General features: G+C 33.8%; 28 protein-coding genes. 9 read left to right on the plus strand and 19 right to left on the minus strand.

Annotation, left to right across the window (positions count from 1 at the left end; genetic code table 11):
* Positions 1–3: 3 nt before the first annotated feature.
* On the minus strand, positions 4–426 hold the full coding sequence (locus C6990_RS09725; protein WP_182130853.1) for a hypothetical protein: 423 nt from the start codon (positions 424–426) through the stop codon (positions 4–6).
* 103 nt (positions 427–529) lie between these two features.
* Here C6990_RS09725 and C6990_RS09730 point away from each other — a divergent pair, with 103 nt between their 5' ends.
* Positions 530–1393: a prohibitin family protein gene (locus C6990_RS09730; RefSeq protein WP_182130855.1), complete on the plus strand. Its 864-nt coding sequence runs from the start codon at positions 530–532 to the stop codon at positions 1391–1393.
* 17 nt (positions 1394–1410) lie between these two features.
* Here C6990_RS09730 and C6990_RS09735 read toward each other — a convergent pair whose 3' ends face one another.
* Both C6990_RS09735 and C6990_RS09740 read right to left on the minus strand, forming a co-directional pair.
* The gene (locus tag C6990_RS09735) at positions 1411–1710 is read right to left on the minus strand and encodes a hypothetical protein (RefSeq protein WP_182130857.1); all 300 of its coding nucleotides are present in this window, start codon (positions 1708–1710) and stop codon (positions 1411–1413) included.
* Positions 1711–2015: 305 nt separating this feature from the next.
* Complete coding sequence (locus tag C6990_RS09740; RefSeq protein ID WP_255465413.1) at positions 2016–2225, minus strand: hypothetical protein; 210 nt, start codon at positions 2223–2225, stop codon at positions 2016–2018.
* Positions 2226–2428: 203 nt separating this feature from the next.
* Here C6990_RS09740 and C6990_RS09745 point away from each other — a divergent pair, with 203 nt between their 5' ends.
* Both C6990_RS09745 and C6990_RS09750 read left to right on the plus strand, forming a co-directional pair.
* Positions 2429–3202, plus strand: a complete 774-nt coding sequence (locus tag C6990_RS09745) for a PKD domain-containing protein (protein WP_182130861.1) — start codon at positions 2429–2431, stop codon at positions 3200–3202.
* Between the two features lie 76 nt (positions 3203–3278).
* On the plus strand, positions 3279–3755 hold the full coding sequence (locus C6990_RS09750) for a hypothetical protein (protein WP_182130863.1): 477 nt from the start codon (positions 3279–3281) through the stop codon (positions 3753–3755).
* 5 nt (positions 3756–3760) lie between these two features.
* Here C6990_RS09750 and C6990_RS09755 read toward each other — a convergent pair whose 3' ends face one another.
* Entirely contained in the window at positions 3761–4630 is an 870-nt protein-coding gene (locus C6990_RS09755; RefSeq protein ID WP_182130865.1) for a methyltransferase domain-containing protein, read from the minus strand.
* A 91-nt stretch (positions 4631–4721) separates the two neighbouring features.
* Here C6990_RS09755 and C6990_RS09760 point away from each other — a divergent pair, with 91 nt between their 5' ends.
* Both C6990_RS09760 and C6990_RS09765 read left to right on the plus strand, forming a co-directional pair.
* Positions 4722–5915 (plus strand): hypothetical protein, encoded by a 1194-nt coding sequence (locus C6990_RS09760; RefSeq protein ID WP_182130867.1) that lies wholly within the window; start codon positions 4722–4724, stop codon positions 5913–5915.
* Positions 5916–5919: 4 nt separating this feature from the next.
* On the plus strand, positions 5920–6738 hold the full coding sequence (locus tag C6990_RS09765) for a SirB1 family protein (protein ID WP_182130869.1): 819 nt from the start codon (positions 5920–5922) through the stop codon (positions 6736–6738).
* On the opposite strand, the gene C6990_RS09770 is transcribed toward C6990_RS09765, so the two are convergent.
* The 11 genes from C6990_RS09770 to C6990_RS09815 all read right to left on the minus strand — a co-directional run bounded on the left by C6990_RS09770 (position 6735) and on the right by C6990_RS09815 (position 13008).
* Positions 6735–6905 carry a hypothetical protein gene (locus C6990_RS09770; RefSeq protein ID WP_182130871.1) on the minus strand — a complete coding sequence of 57 codons (171 nt, stop codon included), beginning with the start codon at positions 6903–6905 and terminating at the stop codon, positions 6735–6737. The two genes, C6990_RS09765 and C6990_RS09770, sit on opposite strands and share 4 nt — an antisense overlap.
* A 73-nt stretch (positions 6906–6978) precedes the next feature.
* The gene (locus C6990_RS09775) at positions 6979–7140 is read right to left on the minus strand and encodes a hypothetical protein (protein WP_179371275.1); all 162 of its coding nucleotides are present in this window, start codon (positions 7138–7140) and stop codon (positions 6979–6981) included.
* Between the two features lie 107 nt (positions 7141–7247).
* Positions 7248–7373, minus strand: coding sequence for a hypothetical protein (locus tag C6990_RS11090; protein WP_255465414.1), 126 nt, complete (start codon positions 7371–7373; stop codon positions 7248–7250).
* A 3-nt stretch (positions 7374–7376) separates the two neighbouring features.
* On the minus strand, positions 7377–8171 hold the full coding sequence (locus tag C6990_RS09780) for a hypothetical protein (protein ID WP_182130873.1): 795 nt from the start codon (positions 8169–8171) through the stop codon (positions 7377–7379).
* Entirely contained in the window at positions 8168–9646 is a 1479-nt protein-coding gene (locus tag C6990_RS09785; protein WP_182130875.1) for a CAP domain-containing protein, read from the minus strand. The genes C6990_RS09780 and C6990_RS09785 overlap by 4 nt, the downstream gene beginning before the upstream one ends.
* A 66-nt stretch (positions 9647–9712) precedes the next feature.
* Positions 9713–10123 (minus strand): hypothetical protein, encoded by a 411-nt coding sequence (locus C6990_RS09790; protein ID WP_182130877.1) that lies wholly within the window; start codon positions 10121–10123, stop codon positions 9713–9715.
* Complete coding sequence (locus C6990_RS09795; protein WP_182130879.1) at positions 10113–10466, minus strand: hypothetical protein; 354 nt, start codon at positions 10464–10466, stop codon at positions 10113–10115. The genes C6990_RS09790 and C6990_RS09795 overlap by 11 nt, the downstream gene beginning before the upstream one ends.
* 160 nt (positions 10467–10626) lie before the next feature.
* The gene (locus C6990_RS09800) at positions 10627–11850 is read right to left on the minus strand and encodes a hypothetical protein (RefSeq protein ID WP_182130881.1); all 1224 of its coding nucleotides are present in this window, start codon (positions 11848–11850) and stop codon (positions 10627–10629) included.
* Positions 11847–12260 (minus strand): hypothetical protein, encoded by a 414-nt coding sequence (locus C6990_RS09805; protein ID WP_182130883.1) that lies wholly within the window; start codon positions 12258–12260, stop codon positions 11847–11849. The genes C6990_RS09800 and C6990_RS09805 overlap by 4 nt, the downstream gene beginning before the upstream one ends.
* Before the next feature lie 2 nt (positions 12261–12262).
* Entirely contained in the window at positions 12263–12496 is a 234-nt protein-coding gene (locus tag C6990_RS09810; RefSeq protein WP_182130885.1) for a hypothetical protein, read from the minus strand.
* A gap of 239 nt (positions 12497–12735) precedes the next feature.
* The gene (locus C6990_RS09815) at positions 12736–13008 is read right to left on the minus strand and encodes a hypothetical protein (RefSeq protein WP_182130887.1); all 273 of its coding nucleotides are present in this window, start codon (positions 13006–13008) and stop codon (positions 12736–12738) included.
* Positions 13009–13221: 213 nt separating this feature from the next.
* Here C6990_RS09815 and C6990_RS09820 point away from each other — a divergent pair, with 213 nt between their 5' ends.
* Positions 13222–13593 carry a response regulator transcription factor gene (locus C6990_RS09820; RefSeq protein ID WP_182130889.1) on the plus strand — a complete coding sequence of 124 codons (372 nt, stop codon included), beginning with the start codon at positions 13222–13224 and terminating at the stop codon, positions 13591–13593.
* A gap of 6 nt (positions 13594–13599) precedes the next feature.
* Positions 13600–14031, plus strand: a complete 432-nt coding sequence (locus C6990_RS09825; RefSeq protein ID WP_182130891.1) for a response regulator — start codon at positions 13600–13602, stop codon at positions 14029–14031.
* A gap of 35 nt (positions 14032–14066) precedes the next feature.
* On the opposite strand, the gene C6990_RS09830 is transcribed toward C6990_RS09825, so the two are convergent.
* The 4 genes from C6990_RS09830 to C6990_RS09840 all read right to left on the minus strand — a co-directional run bounded on the left by C6990_RS09830 (position 14067) and on the right by C6990_RS09840 (position 15265).
* The gene (locus tag C6990_RS09830; protein ID WP_182130894.1) at positions 14067–14342 is read right to left on the minus strand and encodes a hypothetical protein; all 276 of its coding nucleotides are present in this window, start codon (positions 14340–14342) and stop codon (positions 14067–14069) included.
* 212 nt (positions 14343–14554) lie between these two features.
* Positions 14555–14743 (minus strand): hypothetical protein, encoded by a 189-nt coding sequence (locus C6990_RS09835; protein ID WP_182130896.1) that lies wholly within the window; start codon positions 14741–14743, stop codon positions 14555–14557.
* A gap of 25 nt (positions 14744–14768) precedes the next feature.
* Complete coding sequence (locus C6990_RS11095) at positions 14769–14894, minus strand: hypothetical protein (RefSeq protein ID WP_255465416.1); 126 nt, start codon at positions 14892–14894, stop codon at positions 14769–14771.
* 227 nt (positions 14895–15121) lie between these two features.
* Complete coding sequence (locus C6990_RS09840) at positions 15122–15265, minus strand: hypothetical protein (protein WP_182130898.1); 144 nt, start codon at positions 15263–15265, stop codon at positions 15122–15124.
* A gap of 105 nt (positions 15266–15370) precedes the next feature.
* Here C6990_RS09840 and C6990_RS09845 point away from each other — a divergent pair, with 105 nt between their 5' ends.
* Positions 15371–16303, plus strand: coding sequence for a hypothetical protein (locus C6990_RS09845; RefSeq protein WP_182130900.1), 933 nt, complete (start codon positions 15371–15373; stop codon positions 16301–16303).
* A 67-nt stretch (positions 16304–16370) separates the two neighbouring features.
* Positions 16371–16511, plus strand: coding sequence for a hypothetical protein (locus C6990_RS09850; RefSeq protein WP_182130902.1), 141 nt, complete (start codon positions 16371–16373; stop codon positions 16509–16511).
* Positions 16512–16517: the final 6 nt, after the last annotated feature.

Here is a 16517-nt window from a genome sequence, read left to right on the forward strand (position 1 = left end):
CATTTATGAATAATATTCCTTAAATCCCTTATCAGTAGGGAGTAATTCGGTTTTGAGCCCAAACAAACCTTGTTTTTGATGTACTTTTAGCATTCCATCTTTTTCCAAGGATTCCAAGATGGATTCAAGTTCTTGATTATTAATTCCAGTATTTTTTTGAATTTTTTCAAAGTATTTTGTACCGCGGTTTAGTTCCCCCAAAACCAGCATGGATTTTGTTTGAGGTTTGGAGGATTCCATTTTTGGTTCAGAATAGCCCATGGAGGGTTTTTGCGAGTCATCAAATCCTGAAGTATATTGATTTTCTTGGATTGTCTTAGGTTTCATCCCAATTCCTCTTTTTGCCAATAATCTAGGAATTATTCTTGATAGCGGAATTGCTAGGAAAATCACTAGATAAATCCAGGAAAAATTAGGATCTGCCATACACCATAATACGTCTGGATGTCTTAAATTTGTTGAGAACTCTAGTGTCAAGATTTTATCTTAATATGATTGGTATAATAGTAGCTAAAGCATACTAGATTCATTGTCAAAGTATCAGTCACCTAAGGTAAACGTGAATATGAGTGCTGCAAAAGGAATTGGAATTGCCATAGTTCTTTTAATAATTATAGGAGTTGTAGCATCAGCTTCTGTTAAAATTGTAGATTCTGGAAATAGAGGAGTTCTATTACATTGGAATGCAGTTGATTTAACCCAACCACCGCTTCAGGAAGGATTGCATTTTGTAGTTCCATTTCAAGACGAGGTTGTAAATATTGAAGTTCGTACACTAAAGTATGCAAATGATGCACGTAGCGCATCAAGGGATCTGCAAACAGTAGAGACCACAGTTACAGTAAACTATCACCCAGATAAAGAGCAAGTACACAGACTATACAAGAATTTAGGATTAGATTATGAAAATAGAGTTATTCAACCAGCAATTGAAGAAACAGTAAAACAGGTAACTGCAAATTATAATGCTGAAGAACTCATTACAAAAAGACCACTAGTCAAAGCAGATATTGAGGCTTCAATCAGAGAAAGATTGAATCAATTTAACGTTGTAACTGAAGTAATTTCAATTACGGATTTTGAATTTTCACCATTGTTTGCACAAGCAATCGAATCTAAAGTAGAGGCTGAACAAAATGCACTAAGGGCAGAAAATGACTTGAGAAGAATCGAAGTTGAAGCAAGACAGAGAGAAGCCAACGCTATCGGTCTTGCAAATGCAAACATTGCAGAGGCAAAAGGTGAAGCTGAAGCGATAGCAATCATCAACAAAGCCTTATCTGAAAATCCAAATTATTTAGAGTGGTTAAAGACTCAAGCATGGGATGGTAAACTACCACTTGTAGTAGGAGAGGGTGGAACACCATTCATTTCCATACCAGTAAACCCTTAGAAATTTAGAAAATTTTTCTATTCGTTATTTTTTTGAGCATCTCTGAGTGCATCATACATTGCAAGAAACTGTTCAGGTTCATTTTGCCTGTAATTTTTTTCAAGGTTTTGAATTTGCTGATGTGAAATTTGCTCACCCTTGTTTTCATAATATTCTTTAATTATTTGAGAGGGGGTTTTTCGGATATTGTATTTTTGCAGGGACTGTTTAACAGATCTCTTACAATACAAATCATAAATTAAAAATCGATAAACAAGATACCCTGATAATCCCACAATTGCAACTATAATGATTGGAATGATAATTACGGATGCCATGGATAACAGTATGTGATTTTAGTATTTCATTGTTGTTCTTTTTTTAATTTAGTGCCAAGTATACAAAAATGGGAAAATTTTAGGTTGTCAAGCCAAGAAACCATATCCAAAATAATACTCATTTAGTATAATTTATTTAATTTATTCTGTAGAAATCCTACCGAAATTATCAATTCCATATGGCAGCCAAGAAAAAAGCAGCAGCAAAAACAACAAAAGCAAAGGTTTCAAAAAAGAAATAGTAATTTGAAACCTAGTTTTTTTATTTACAGTTTGTAACAATGAAACTTATTCAAAGAATGGATTTAAGAGCCACGCATAGAAACTTGATTCCCAACGGAGTGATGAATCCCAACAACTGATTCTGATAGAGTAGTAATCACCATCAAAGTTTCACATGAAAGGCAAAGAACTGAGGGCACATAATCTGCATTTAATTCAGATGGACCAATTGTAGCCAATACTGCATCATTTTTTATATCAATTCCCTGACAATGCACACATTTTGAAGGCATGGCAGATACACGTTTAATTTTATTTATGAAATAATGGACCAATCTAGAAAATTTACTTTATAGTGGTTCTTAAAGTAACTGTTATTGATTTTCAAAAATGGATTTATCAGAGAATATCAAACTTCAATTAATGAGAACAATCAACGAATCATCAAGGTAAGACAGACATGGCTCTAAGTAATAACGTTAGTTGGGGAATCATCATGTTTGGAACGATGTTGCTCATATTTTATCTGGTATCAATAATGGATTTGCATATTGAATTTATCGAAAACATAGACAAAGCAATGTTAAATGAGAACATAATAAAATTAACATCGCTTAAAATTTCAAATCTTACTGCAGATACAGGAAATGACACTATTTCATTCAAGTTCAACAGTACTGGTACAAACAAATTTTGGGATTTTGAAAAGTTTGATCTATTTGTAATTTATAATGCAACTATTGACGATACAGAAACATTAGTTACAGACAAAATGAATTTTACTGACACAGGAGATGTTGCATGCTGCCCACCAATAGGTGATTGGGATATCAGCATCTTAAACGATACACGAGATCCTAAAATAATCAATGAAGGAGAAACTGGCTATGTCCGTGCAGGATTGTCAAATAATATGTCAAGTGGTACATTAATTGTAAACTTTGTAACAGATAACGGAGTCACAACCCATTCATTTTACAAGCCTAATCAATACCCAATAGCTGATGCAGGTGACGACTATACAGAAGATGCATTACTTCCAGATTGCATTCACCCATTAGATGGTTCTGGAAGTTACGATCCTGAAGGAGATTCACTAACATACCTTTGGAATGACATATCTGGAAATGTAATATCGATTGCTGATGATACTGCAGAGAGCACTTCATTTGTAGGGAATTGTTTACCAGACGTGGTTGTTTTTGAACTTACAGTTTCAGATTCTATACCTAAATCAAAATCAGATACAGTTACTATTACACTTGATTAACTAGAGTGTAAAAATTCAATATTTTATTGAGAATTAACAATTGGTTTCTTTAAGGAGAAAAACAAAGTAAAAAGTAATGCAATCAAATGATAAAATTTTGGTAATTGCAGCTATTATAGGCGGAGTGATTGCATTGGCAATAATTGTAGGGTTTATCGGACAGGGGAATGTCAGACATGTACAAATTTTCTGGCAAGAAAAAGTAGAGCATACTGTAATTTTTGAAGATATAGATGGAAAAACTCAGATTAGAGGAATAAAGGGTGTTGCAGGAGAAGTAAACCCCACACTACTTTCACGCACATCATTTGCATATGTACTGACTGTAATTAATAACGGAACAACAAATCATAGACTTTACATAGATGGGTTTAATGTTCAAACAGATCTTCTTGAACCAGGACAACAAGACATCATCACAATTTATCCAGATAAAGAAGGAGAATTTGTTTACTATGATAAAAGACAAGATCTAATCCAGCTAGGAAAGATCAAAATTGTTTCAGTAGTAGCAAGTGATGAGTTTCAAGGTATCTGGAGAGATTTGATTTAGAAATTTTATTTCTTACCAATAATCAAATCCACTTTATAGTTTAGAGTTGCACGCGAATTGAGTTTCAGATTCCATGGAATGTAAGAAGGGTTTTTTGTCTTGGATGTAATTTGGAATCCAAATTTCTGAAGATATGTGCGTAGTTGAGATTCATCAAGTGGTGTTTTGACAGAATTTATGCCTCTATCAAAATCATATGGGTCTGAGATTACAAAATATCCAGAAGTCATTTGTTTTGATACGTGTTTTAGAAAATCTACAGGTTCAACTAATTCCAAAATATTTAATGCTATTACAAGGTTAAATTTCGATTTAGCAAATACAGAAGATAGTGAATCAGCTACAACATAATCAAGATTATCTCTGTAAGACTTTTTGGCAATTTGTAATGCACTAAATGATCTATCAATTCCAAAGACCATTTTGTGAGTATCTGCCAAAGAAAAGGCAGTAATTCCAATAGAGCAACCATGTTCTAATACAAAATCAGATCTGGGCAATGAATCAAGATGATTTTTAATTATAGAGTAAAATTTTGAATGTCTGCTGTTTTGATATATTTTAGACCATCTATTTTCAAGTGCAGTTCTATCATCTGTAAAAACAGTTTTTGACATCGCTTTCTTCAAAAAACTTTTCATTTTTTTATTAATTGACAACTGATAGAGTTTACCACTTAGAAGCTTACGTGATGACAGATAATTTCCAAAGTCATCCCAAAGAATTGGAATTTTTCCAATTATTGGAAATTTGAGATTGCATTTTTTGCATTCTAAAATTCCTTCTTCAACTTCTTTTTTAATTTCAAAAGCATCTAATTCAAGTTTATATCCACATCTAACACAGCTCAAGAATTTCAGAGTAGATTCTAGCATTTCTGTTTGCTCAGAGAGGGATTAACTAATAATTTCTTTGATGAAATAATCAAGATAATGTTAAATGTAGTATTTTTTGATTTTATGCAAATTGGGAGAATTTGAAGAGTTTGCCGAAGCCCTATTTGGCCAATTATCAGTTGAAATCAATGAAGAAAAAGAGATTATGCAGCTTGCAATCAATGCGCGAGAAGACATTGCAAGAAAGGTAGAATTTAAAGAACTAGAAGAGATTGCAAACGAAATTTTTCCGGATTTCAAAGATAAAGTACAAGATTTTCTTGGAGTAAAAGTTGCAGATGATTTACAATTAAAATTTCCAGAACTAGAAGATTTAAAGAGACTCAAAGGGGACAAGGTATTTGCAGATCCTGAATCAAAAGAATTTGTAAAGAAGTTATTCAACGCAGTAGCAAAAGAAGATCTGAAAATCATTGCAGAACTAATGAAAGAGAACACTGCAAAATACTTGGTATATTCAACATATGCAATTCAATACATTTCTAAAATTACAACAACATATGGGGATTATCTTGATTCAGTAATTTATCTAAACAAATTCATTTTGTCAAGATATCCACAAATCATTCTCCACAAGCAAGGGGAACCATACGAGTCAAGATTTGAAAATGTCAATTCAGGTTATCTCGGAGCAGTAAAAATGACAGTACTTGAAGAATTGATTCACTCAACTCAAGGAAATCTTCATCAAATTAACAAAAATGCTGCAATGGAGGTAAACAGAATAAATGAAGAACTTGCAGGAATCATCCTATCGCTAGATAATGAGACGGTAAACAAGCTCTCAGAATATTGCCAGCTTCAGGCAGTTCCAGATGATTTTCCCTTTGCAAAAAAAGCAAACCTGTTTTTCTTTTTGAATCCAGACCATTTCCTAATCGAACAGATTGGACCAGATGTAATGACTTTCACGCATGTAGAAATTGATCCAAAAATTGGCGAATCAATTCCACAATTACTTGACATTTACAAAAGATGGCTAGTTCCAATTCAGCAGCATCATGCAGCATTTACTGCGATGGAGGGAATGGCAGGATTTGCAATTGAGAATATCCTAAAAGATGACAAAGACTTTCAGAATTATCTTATGACATTTATGGGAACTGACTTTTCATCATACCAGGTAAGAAAGAGCATGGGAAAAGATTTCACTAAAGCAGCATATGAAAAACTAGGTAAAGAGACATTCAAAAAAATGATTGAAATTCCACCAAACACAAGAGAACTAAAAGATCCTCAACTATACCTAAAAAAACTGAGTTAATCAATTGGAAGAAAAATTTGATCCACTCGTAGCAGAATGGTTTGCATTTGTAAAAAATCCAAATTTTAACTTGGTAGAAAAATGTCTCAAGTTTGCTCAGATACTTGAATATCCTGATCTAAATGTAGATGATTACATCAAAAAAATTAGCAAGATAGGAATGTCACTCAAAGAGTCAATTAATGATGTAAAAAATCCAACATATCTTATTTCAATGTTAAACGAGCATCTCTTTGAAAATCTAGGATTTAGTGGGGATGATGATGACTATTACAATCCAAAAAATAATTTCCTAAACGAAGTAATTGATAAAAAATCAGGAATTCCAATTACTTTATCAATTCTTTATGCAGAAGTTGCAAAGTTTGTAGGATTAGATCTAAAGATTGCAGGATTTCCAGGTCACATACTAGTAAAATATAACGAAGAGATGATCTTAGATCCATTCTATGATGGAAGACTAGTAGATATTGATGACTTGCAAGAAATTCTAGATGTTAATTTTGGAGGAGAGTTAGAGTTTCAGCCAGAATATCTAGATGAGGTAAAACCAGAACAGATTCTAGTTAGAATGACTCGTAATCTAAAAAATTCTTATGTTCAATCATTTGTATACGATAAGGCATTACGATGTGTCAACATGGTTTTAGCAATAGAACCAGAGTCTCCTGAAGACATCAGAGACAAAGGAATCCTAGAAGATAGAATGCTAAATTATGATGTCGCATTAAAATATTTGAATAAATATTTGGAGATTAATCCAAACGCAGAAGATGTAGATTTTATTTTAGAATTAATTAGAAGTATAAAATCAAAAAATTAATCGATGATTGAATCTATATCATGTCCTTTCTTAATCATAGATATTTCATGACGAGCAATTTTATTTCTAAATGCTTTTTTGAGAATGTCAATTTCGGTTCTAAGCAATGCATTTTCATCTTCTAGTTTTGCAACACGCTCATAGATAGTTTCGGCTTCTGAATTCATATTTTATTATTATTAAAAAAATGTCTTAAAAAGTTATGGGTAATTATTTTGATGGACAGGTTAGCTTTTTGGACTATAATTCAAATTCTTGGCGACATTTTTCACATTTTCCTCGCTCTTGACCTGGAGGACCTAAAAGGAATACTTTGCCAATTGTTTTACATACAGGACACATTCCAGTAGTCGCGTTTTTTGGACCAGTGCGAATAATTTTTTGTGTTTTTCTTCGTCCCATTGTAAAAACTTCCCAAATCGGTCTATTAAGTTTTAATGGCGCGGGGAATATAGCCACGGCTTGAGATTTTGCATTATTGACGAATTTCGTTCTAGGAATAGTGGGGATCAGTTCAGAGACGTTGCAGGATGATTCTTCCTATTTGGACATCGATACCCCTGCATACCATTTGGAGAGTCAGATTCTAGATGCTCCAATACAGCACCGCATTTTTTACAAATTCTAGTTTTCATTTTCTATCCATCTAGTTCATAATAGCCAAACAATTTTACAGATTCAATGTTTTGACCATAATTTACAATCACTTTGTTTCCATCAAGGGAAACTCGTTTGTCATCTACATCCTCACCATTAATGTGAACCATAAATACCCCATCAATCAAATCAGTAGGAATCTCAATTTCAATATTGTCAGTAGTTCCATTTCCTACAAAATATTCCACAGTAGATTCTTTCTCACTAAATACAATTTGAAGATCATATGGAGTTTCAGAGTTTGATTGTATAATTTCCTCAAAAATTTCTAGAGTGTTTGTGCATTTCCATCCAGAAGGATCACAGAGATTTTCATCTTGGTTAAAACATGCTGTTCTGCCACTTGTACAGGGAGGCAGAGTTTCATTTATTTTTGCAACACATCTTTCAACATCTTGCTGAACTTTGCCGTATTTCATTCTGCAATCAGCAGGGGTTTTTGGTTCATCGTTTTGTCTTGAATCAAGAGAGGGTATTTTTATAAAGTCTCTTTCATCAAAGTGAGAATTATCAAATGGAGATGCGCCTTTGCCTCCTCCACCATCTAGCATACGCCTTCTTTTCTCTTCTAATCCTTCAGAGCATTCACGACTCCTTTGATCATAATATTTGCTTTTTACTGGATCAGAGGTAGTCAGAGCATCTCGAAAATTTTCACATGGCATAGATTCAAACTCTGATTTTATTTTATTTTCATAATCAACAGTGTAAGCAAGATAAAGCATCCCAATGAAACTAGGAATTAGTATTGCAAGAATAATTAGACTAGTTTTCATTTTTCAGTCACAGAAACCAAAAACATATCATCATAGGAATATTCTGGGAAAAAGTTTGCAACGATTGATTTTTTTAACAACTCCAAATTTGCGCCAGATACCCTGTACTTGAATCCATCTAAAAGAAACTGAATTACATACCCTTGTGAAGGATCTTGACTAGTGTTGTTCTCATCAAATGCATTCCCTCCAACAGAAATTAGAGTGTCTCCTATCTGCCAAGTCTCAGAATCATGTTTTGCAAGATTCAGAAAATACTTTTGGTCTTGTGCAGAGACATTGGCAATGTCAAGATACACGCTATGGTGTCCCATAGAGGAATAGTCATAGTAACGAGACTCTATTTTGTTGTGACTGGCATCAACCTCTGCAAGGCCGTATCCTGCAAATGACACAGGAATTGAAGGGTGGTTTGGATGAGATTTCTTTACAGAGTCTGCAATTGCTTTTGAGCCCTGATGAATTTCTTGTGCAGACATGGAACGTCCGTAACCGACAACTCCGTTTTTCTCTACAGTCCACACGGGAGGTTCTATGTACAATGAACCGTTCTCATCCATTGACAAATCAAGATATGGCAATGCCATAGGAGAGGTAATCAAGACAGGATCAGTGTTTTGTATAATCAGGCCGTCAATTGCACGATATACTGTTCCCCAGCAAGGATCTTCCAGCCTTTGTCGTCCCCCATCAGGCCAGTACTTTGTTACGCAATGATCAGTGGAGATAGATACTGCACTGTATGCCCTAAATGCAGAGACGTCATTTGCATCGCCTCCCAAATGTTCTGAAAGTCTTATCAGCACAAATTTTTGAAAGACGTCCCTGTTTTCAGTGTCTTCAGGATTTGGATAGTAAAAAAATTCCATAGAATTGGGCTCCATTAATGTGATTTTGGACCAATCAATTTCCTCTTCCTTATTTTCTAGTCCACAAACATATTGTAATACATAGAATTTTTCAGCAGACATTGCAATACCCATGCCAATCTTTGATGCATCAGGGCTGAAGATTATTCCATATGATTCTGATTCAGACACTACTTGATTCATGTAATATTTGACAAATGGCTCCAACTCGCCAGGATATCTAGTGTGCTCAGATGCAAAGGCCACACCACGAACAGTTGCAGGATTGTTGTCATTGCCTACACATCCATACCCATATGACTTTACAACATCATTTTCATCTTGACTGACAATCTCAGCATATTCAGTAGAATTGGCATTTGCAATACGCAAAGCCTCTTTGTATGCTATTTCACTTAGTTTTGCATCCATGTTTATGGCAGAGAGGTTTTTTTCAGCTCGATTTTGATTAATCCAATCAAGGAATCTGTTTTTCATTGGTTCTGCATCAATGAACTCTGTCCTAGTCAAAGGTTCACGAGAATCAGTAAGTCCAATAACTGCAAAAGAGAATCCCAAAAACAAAATGGCAACAATCACAGAAATTATGATGATTTTATTGTTCATGTTATGTTTTTCCAAAAATTATTGATGTTAAAAGGATTCCAACAGTAAGAATTTTGTATCTAGTTTTCATATTTTAGAGAATCCAATTATTGAAATTATTTGAGCATTATTTACACTCATTCCAAGTTTTCCATCTTCAAGCGTATATGGTATCTCTACACCATCAGACAACACTGCAATTGAGACGATGTTTTTGTCAGGAAATAATTTTTGCAGTATAGGCAATGGGTCATCCATGTGAATAAATCCATCAATGTTTTTACTCGTTGTAATTATTATTGCTTGCATCTCATCTTCAACAGTAATAGAGTATACATCCATGTTAGATGCTATTGCAAAGCCATTTGTGACTTGAGTGATTCTAGGATCAATATCTTGAGTGTAATGCGTGCCACCTGACATATTACTAATTATGAATGGAAGAGATATCGCCACTCCTATAATTATAGGTATTATTATCAAAACTCTAGTTTTCATTTCCTTCTCCACTATCAGCAGTTATTCTTACTAGCTGCATATTCTCATCCATAGTAATTTTCAGTCGTTTAGCATCTCCCTGTTTTTCTTCAACAAACTCATACTGGCAATACCTTGGCATGTTTTCCATATTTCCCAAATTGTTAAACTTTGAATCAGGATGATTATCCAAAAAATTCTTTACGACAAGAAAATCTGTTTTTCCTCTCAACCATTCTTCAGAAACATCACAATCCAAAGGAAACAGACGTTCAAAAGACAGTGCATTCATGTACAAGACAGCACCAATAATAATTACAGAAAAAGCAGTAACAGAGAACCAAAATATTTTTCTAGTTTTCATTTTCTTTATCACCTAAATCACTGTACACTGTTTTCTTCCACTAAATAGAAACTGCTCACAAAAAAGATAGACCGATTCTTGATCATCGTATTCGATATGATAATTCAAAGATATAGGAATTAAAATAGAAAAAATAATTATTCCAAGGATAATCAAAGTTCTAATCTTCATTTTCTGGTTCCGGTTCAGGTATGGGTTCGGGTTCAGGCGCACCCATCACATAATCAAGGGTCGGAGTGTATGGAACATGTGGTACATTCAAGTCCATTGGTTCTATCATCTTTAATAATTCACCAAGACCAATATCCATTGTAGCCCTGACATAGATTCTATCATCTCTGTGAATAATTATTGTTGAATAATGCGGTCTGTTTGGCTCATCAATTTCATATCCTTCTGCAAATGTTCCACGAAGATCATAGAATATTTTTCCTTCTTCTCGTTCAGGGTTTAGTTTGTAATGTGTATTGTTGAAATTTATTCCCATTGGGTGGTGAGACACTTCCAGTCCATTGGAATAGTAAAGAGTTGCCTTTCTTCTATCATTAGAAATTTTGATTTTTTCAAGTTCTGTTCCTTCTGGAAGATATGGTGTGCCAAGTGTGTAATTCAGATAAGATTCTGCGTCATTGATAGAATAGACGTATGTGTTCTTGTCAGCATAGTTTCCTTCAGGAATGGGGTTAGGTTCGGGTTCAGGTTCAGATGCCAATTCATTATTTGTTACTCCCGGAACCCAGCCAACACCAGGATATAGTTTGTATCCTGCATCTAGCATTAGGTCTCTTTCTGCTATTGATGAGATGATCAGTTTTCTTTCGACTAGTTTTAGCAAAGTTTGTTCTTTTACACATGCAGGAGAGCCATTATTTTTTGTAACCAGAGTCAATGATTCTCTGCATTGTATTTCATCAGCTAGAACACCAGACTTGAATTGCTTTAGTGGAGATAAAATTTCCTGCGGAATTGGATAAACTATTGGATCTAAAGATGCACCAACATAGTTTTGTCGTACACCAAAGTTCCAATCCATAGATTGAATTCCGTTTTCCAATACCATATAGTAATTTCCAACCTCCCAATGTTCGGGAATAGTGAAATTAAAGCTAAAATCCCCAGATTCACTTGTATCTGGATTTAGAGTTAAAACCAGTTTACTTGAATCCTCATAGTTTTTGAAAATGTTAGTAGTGAAATCATCTACATGTTGCTTAAAACTTCCATTAACAAACATAGTTTCCCCTGGAGAAATAATATTTTGCGAGATATCCATTATTTGTCCAGGAACTTCAATTATTCCACCACCATTAAACGCATCAGAGTAAGGAATTCCTACAGATCCAATAATTCCAATTAAGATGATTATCAAAAATCTAGTTTTCATTGACATTCAAGTGCTAAACGCACCCCTCTATCTTCAAGAACTGATTCAACTTCATCTAGTTGTTCCAAGGATTCTATCAATCTCATACCACTGCTCTCAGGTGACCACAGACCTTCAATGCTAATGCGTAATTTTTCATTTTGCATGTCAGTTATCAAGATATACCTGTCTGACCAATCAAATCGCCAATCTAATTTTTTAATCTCATTTAGAACGGTTTTTGCAAAAACTTCCCGGTCTATTTTGTGAGTTGTTTGGACTAGAATTTGTGTATTACAATAGACATCATTTTCAGGTAGGTCATAGGTTGGATTCATCTTTATTGGAAAATCAATCAGGATCGTTCCTGTAATTATTAGCGAAAATCCCGCCACAATTATGCCAACTATTATCACTGCTCTAGTTTTCATATTTACTCCACTGAAATGTACTCTATTTTTTCACCGCAAAAGGGGCAGTAATCAATGGGTGTAAGAGTGTCTTTTTCTACAATGCAGAACTTTCCAATTTTCCCACTCCAAGATTTTACAACTGAGACATATTTCTTTAATTTCTCACAGCAAAAATCCAGTTCATCTTCACTTTTGAATTCAGTAAAAGAGACAAATTCAAAAGCCTGAATATCTTTGCGTACATATACTTCCATGAATCAAACTCAATATAGGAAGTTCATAAAGTGTTCTAATCTTTTGTAAATAGATGGTGTGAGGTAAACGGTCTGGGAATTAGCCTCCAACCTATCTATTATGTTTTTAGTTATTTATATCATAATAAAAGCAACACGAATGAATCGTTCATACAAATTCTCAGTGTTTCCTAAATACTATTTTGCAATAATCATATCCAGTTGGAGCTTTCACCAAGTTACCTGATTCGGTTTTGGTCTCAAGTTTCAATGTTATAATATCGATAAATAGGAACTTTGTTTTCCACACCAAGTCTTTCTCTTTTGATTAATTGTTTAGAATAACATTTTCTCAAACATGTATCAATTTCTTTATGATCAATTGTTGTTTTCAGATCCTTTTCAATATCAGAAGAACCTCTTTTAATTATAGATAGAATTTGGCGTTGTAATTCAAATAATTCCTCTCTAGTGTATGGGCGATCTAAAAAATATCTATCATCATAGCCTAGAATCGGAGGTTCTGAAACCATATCAAATTAACAAAAAAATAAAGCATAAAGTTTTTGGAAGCCAGATAGATTATTCTTGTAGAGTGGGATTATCTTGCTCAGGAATAATCATTTCGATGAAGATATTGTGCATCCAGCTTCCAATTATATAATATGTTATTAACTTAATAAAATTCAGTGTTTGAAGGTTTTACACAAACACAATATCATGTATTATTAACATCATAATTTTTCATGGGACTAAGTGCTCTAGTGATAGACGATTCTAAATTCATGAGAGAAAGCATAAGGGAGACTCTAGCTTACCTGAAGATTGGCTCAATTATTGAGGCCAAAAACGGCATAGAGGGAGTCAGGGCATTTATGAAGCACAAACCAGCCTTGGTGACAATAGACTATGAGATGCCAGGATTAAACGGCATAGAGACTGCAATGAAGATTCGAGAGATTGACAAGAATGTCATGATGATAATTGTCACATCCATCAAGTCAAACATGATAGCAGTAAAGAGCGGAAAGATTCCAAATCTAGGATACATTACAAAGCCAATTGATCCTATCATGGTCAAAGAGACCATTGCAAAGTTGCAAAAGGCAGGAAACTGATGTAAAATGAGCATCAGGGCAAACAATCCTCTACGATTCTGCAAGATTCTCATTGCAGATGATTCTGCATTTTTTAGATCATCAGTAAAGAAGATTCTCACCGAGGCAAACATTGGAAGCCGTTTTTATGAGGCAAATGACGGACAGGAGGCAGTATCAAAGTACGTACAGTTCAAACCAGACGTTACAATTATGGACATTATAATGCCAAACATTGATGGTGTAAAAGCTACAATGGCAATAAAACATCATGATCCAAATGCCAAGATTATTGTCATCTCTGCCAAGGAAAACAAAGAAACGGTAGAAGATGTGGTAAACAAGGGTGGTGCAAAGGATTATGTCCTCAAGCCTTGTGATTCTAGTGCAATAGTTATGGCAGTATCAAAGCAGGTCGTAGTTAGCAGACTAAAAAAGTCAGCTCCAAAATTAAAATGAAATTTTTGCTTTTTAAAAACACGGAATAAGTAATTTCAGTTTTTCAATAATTTTATAAAATTATCAATATCAGACTCCATTAAATTTGCAGATAGTGCTTTTTGGATTGATTGGAATATTTCATCGTATTGGGAATGATACAATTGGAGTAAAATACCCTTCAAGATTTCAGGATGATCAATGCAGTCATCTAATGTCAAGAGGTATTTTGATGATAATATAGCTTGTACCTTTTCTAATTCAGACAGACCGATCTTTAGCATTGCTTGCTCTACTGCAAGTCTTACTGCATGTTTATTGACATTTGACACAAGATAAGACGCTGTGATTGTTATTTATCACTTTGTTAACATCGTAAGATATTATATAGAAAAATCATTTCAAAAGAACAGAATAACCTCTCAAAGGGAAGTAGTTGAAAAGAGTACAACTTCCCAATGAGAGTTTATCGATGTTAGTCAACCTAGGAAAAACAGACTAATCATTTCTTGTCTGTGTAAAACATTCATGCAGTCAGACAGTTCTATAATTGACTCAGATATTCAGTATGGCTCTTGGAATTCTCAAATGCCTTTTGCAGTCTTGATTCTAGTTCTGCCTTTTCCTGTACGTCTACAATCCATTGCTCTAGCTGTGCCTTTATGATCAATTCCTCCCACGATAGGTTACCATCTATGATGTTTTCAGAATCATATCTCAAATTAGTCGCCATAGGTAGTATTCATTCGTACCCCTTCTTAATAGGTCTTACTAATTATCTCTAAATCATGAAGAAACAAAAGCTCAGCATCGCCATAGACCAAGACCTGCTTGAGTGGATAGAGACTCAGATCAAGACATCCAGATTCGCAAATTACTCTCATGCCATACAATACTCTGTTAGACAATTAAAAGAAAATGAAGAGAAATCATAATATCAAAAGTTAAGATATGAAATTGTTCATAGATATCAACATCTAAGAATTATTAACAAATGAGCCTATGATGGTAATATTATGGGAAATAGAGCAAAATGCAAAATATGTGGACAGATACTATACAGTGAAGGTTTTTTGAGAAAGCATTGTAGAACTGTACACAAAGATGAAAATTAACTAAGACATTTCTTTAATGAATCATTAACAACTCTAGAAAGACTAACGTTAGATGCAGAGTCTCTAATCTGCTTTGCCTGTAAGTGTCTTAGTTTTTTTAAAACATCAGCATCAAGTACGATGGTTATCCTATTACCCATATTGCTTTTGTAATGATTTTTCTCATTATTATACCTCACACATGATTGTTCAGTATATTCTGCGATCAACAAAAACTATTTCTAATAGAGTAATAGTTTGTGGTCATGAGAGCATCATATGTTCTTAAATCAAAATCAATCTACATAATTACAGTTCTGCTTATTGCAATGAGCATAGTTCCACCAGGAATTGCGTTTGCATGTGATTCAGTTAAAATTTTAGACATATGTCTCGATCCTATCATCAATGGAATTTTAGATCCTATCGAACATCCAATTAAAACAATAGAAAACGATGTAAAGACAGTAGTAAATGATGTAAATACTGTTTCAAGAGACGTAAAGACAGTAATTTCAGATATTGAAAACCTTCCAAGAGAGATAGAAACTGATTTGGATAAAGATATTCAAAAAGTTGAGGCAAAAATAATATCACTTGAAAATACAATTGAGAACGATCTAAACAAAGACATCAAAGAAATAAAGACCAAAATCAACAGTATAGAAAGTACAATAGAAAAAGACTTTTCAGAAGACATTCAGGAAATAAAAAACGATGTTGCATCCATTGAGGAGGATGCTAAAAAACTAGAAAAAATTGTAGAAGAGGATCTCAAAAAGAGCATAAACGAAATCAAGACTGACACAAAATCTCTAGAAAAAGTAGTCACGACGGATATCAAAGATTCAGTGAATACAATAGAGAGAAAAATCATCTCTATTGAGAAAAAAGTAGAAAATATTGAGCACAAAGTAGTTCATTTTATTGAAAATATTGGGCACAACATCTGGGATATTTTAAGAGAAGATCTCAAAATAATTGCAATTGTTTTTGTATCCATTATCGTAGCATACATTGCAGTAAAGTTTGCTCATTTTGCATTGTGGCTACACCGATACAGACAAGAAAATACAGAGTCTCAAGACATAAAGAAACAACTTGCAAATGAAGAAAAAATAATTCAATTGCTAACTGAGATTAAAAACGACAAACAAAAAACAATAACAAAAAAAGGAACGCTACCTAAAGGATATTAAATTATTTCAATACCACTTTTGGAACATTTGCTATTTCCTTATATCTCATATAATCACATTCTATTACATGAAGAAACGTATAACAATCATGATTGATGATGATCTAGACAAAAAACTCAGACAACTACAAGCAAAAACAATACAGAAAGAACAGACATCATTTAGTTATTCCCAAGCACTAAATGAAACATTAAGAAAAAAACTCTGAAAATAT

The organism is Nitrosopumilus sp. b3 (assembly GCF_014078525.1).
GTDB lineage: Archaea > Thermoproteota > Nitrososphaeria > Nitrososphaerales > Nitrosopumilaceae > Nitrosopumilus.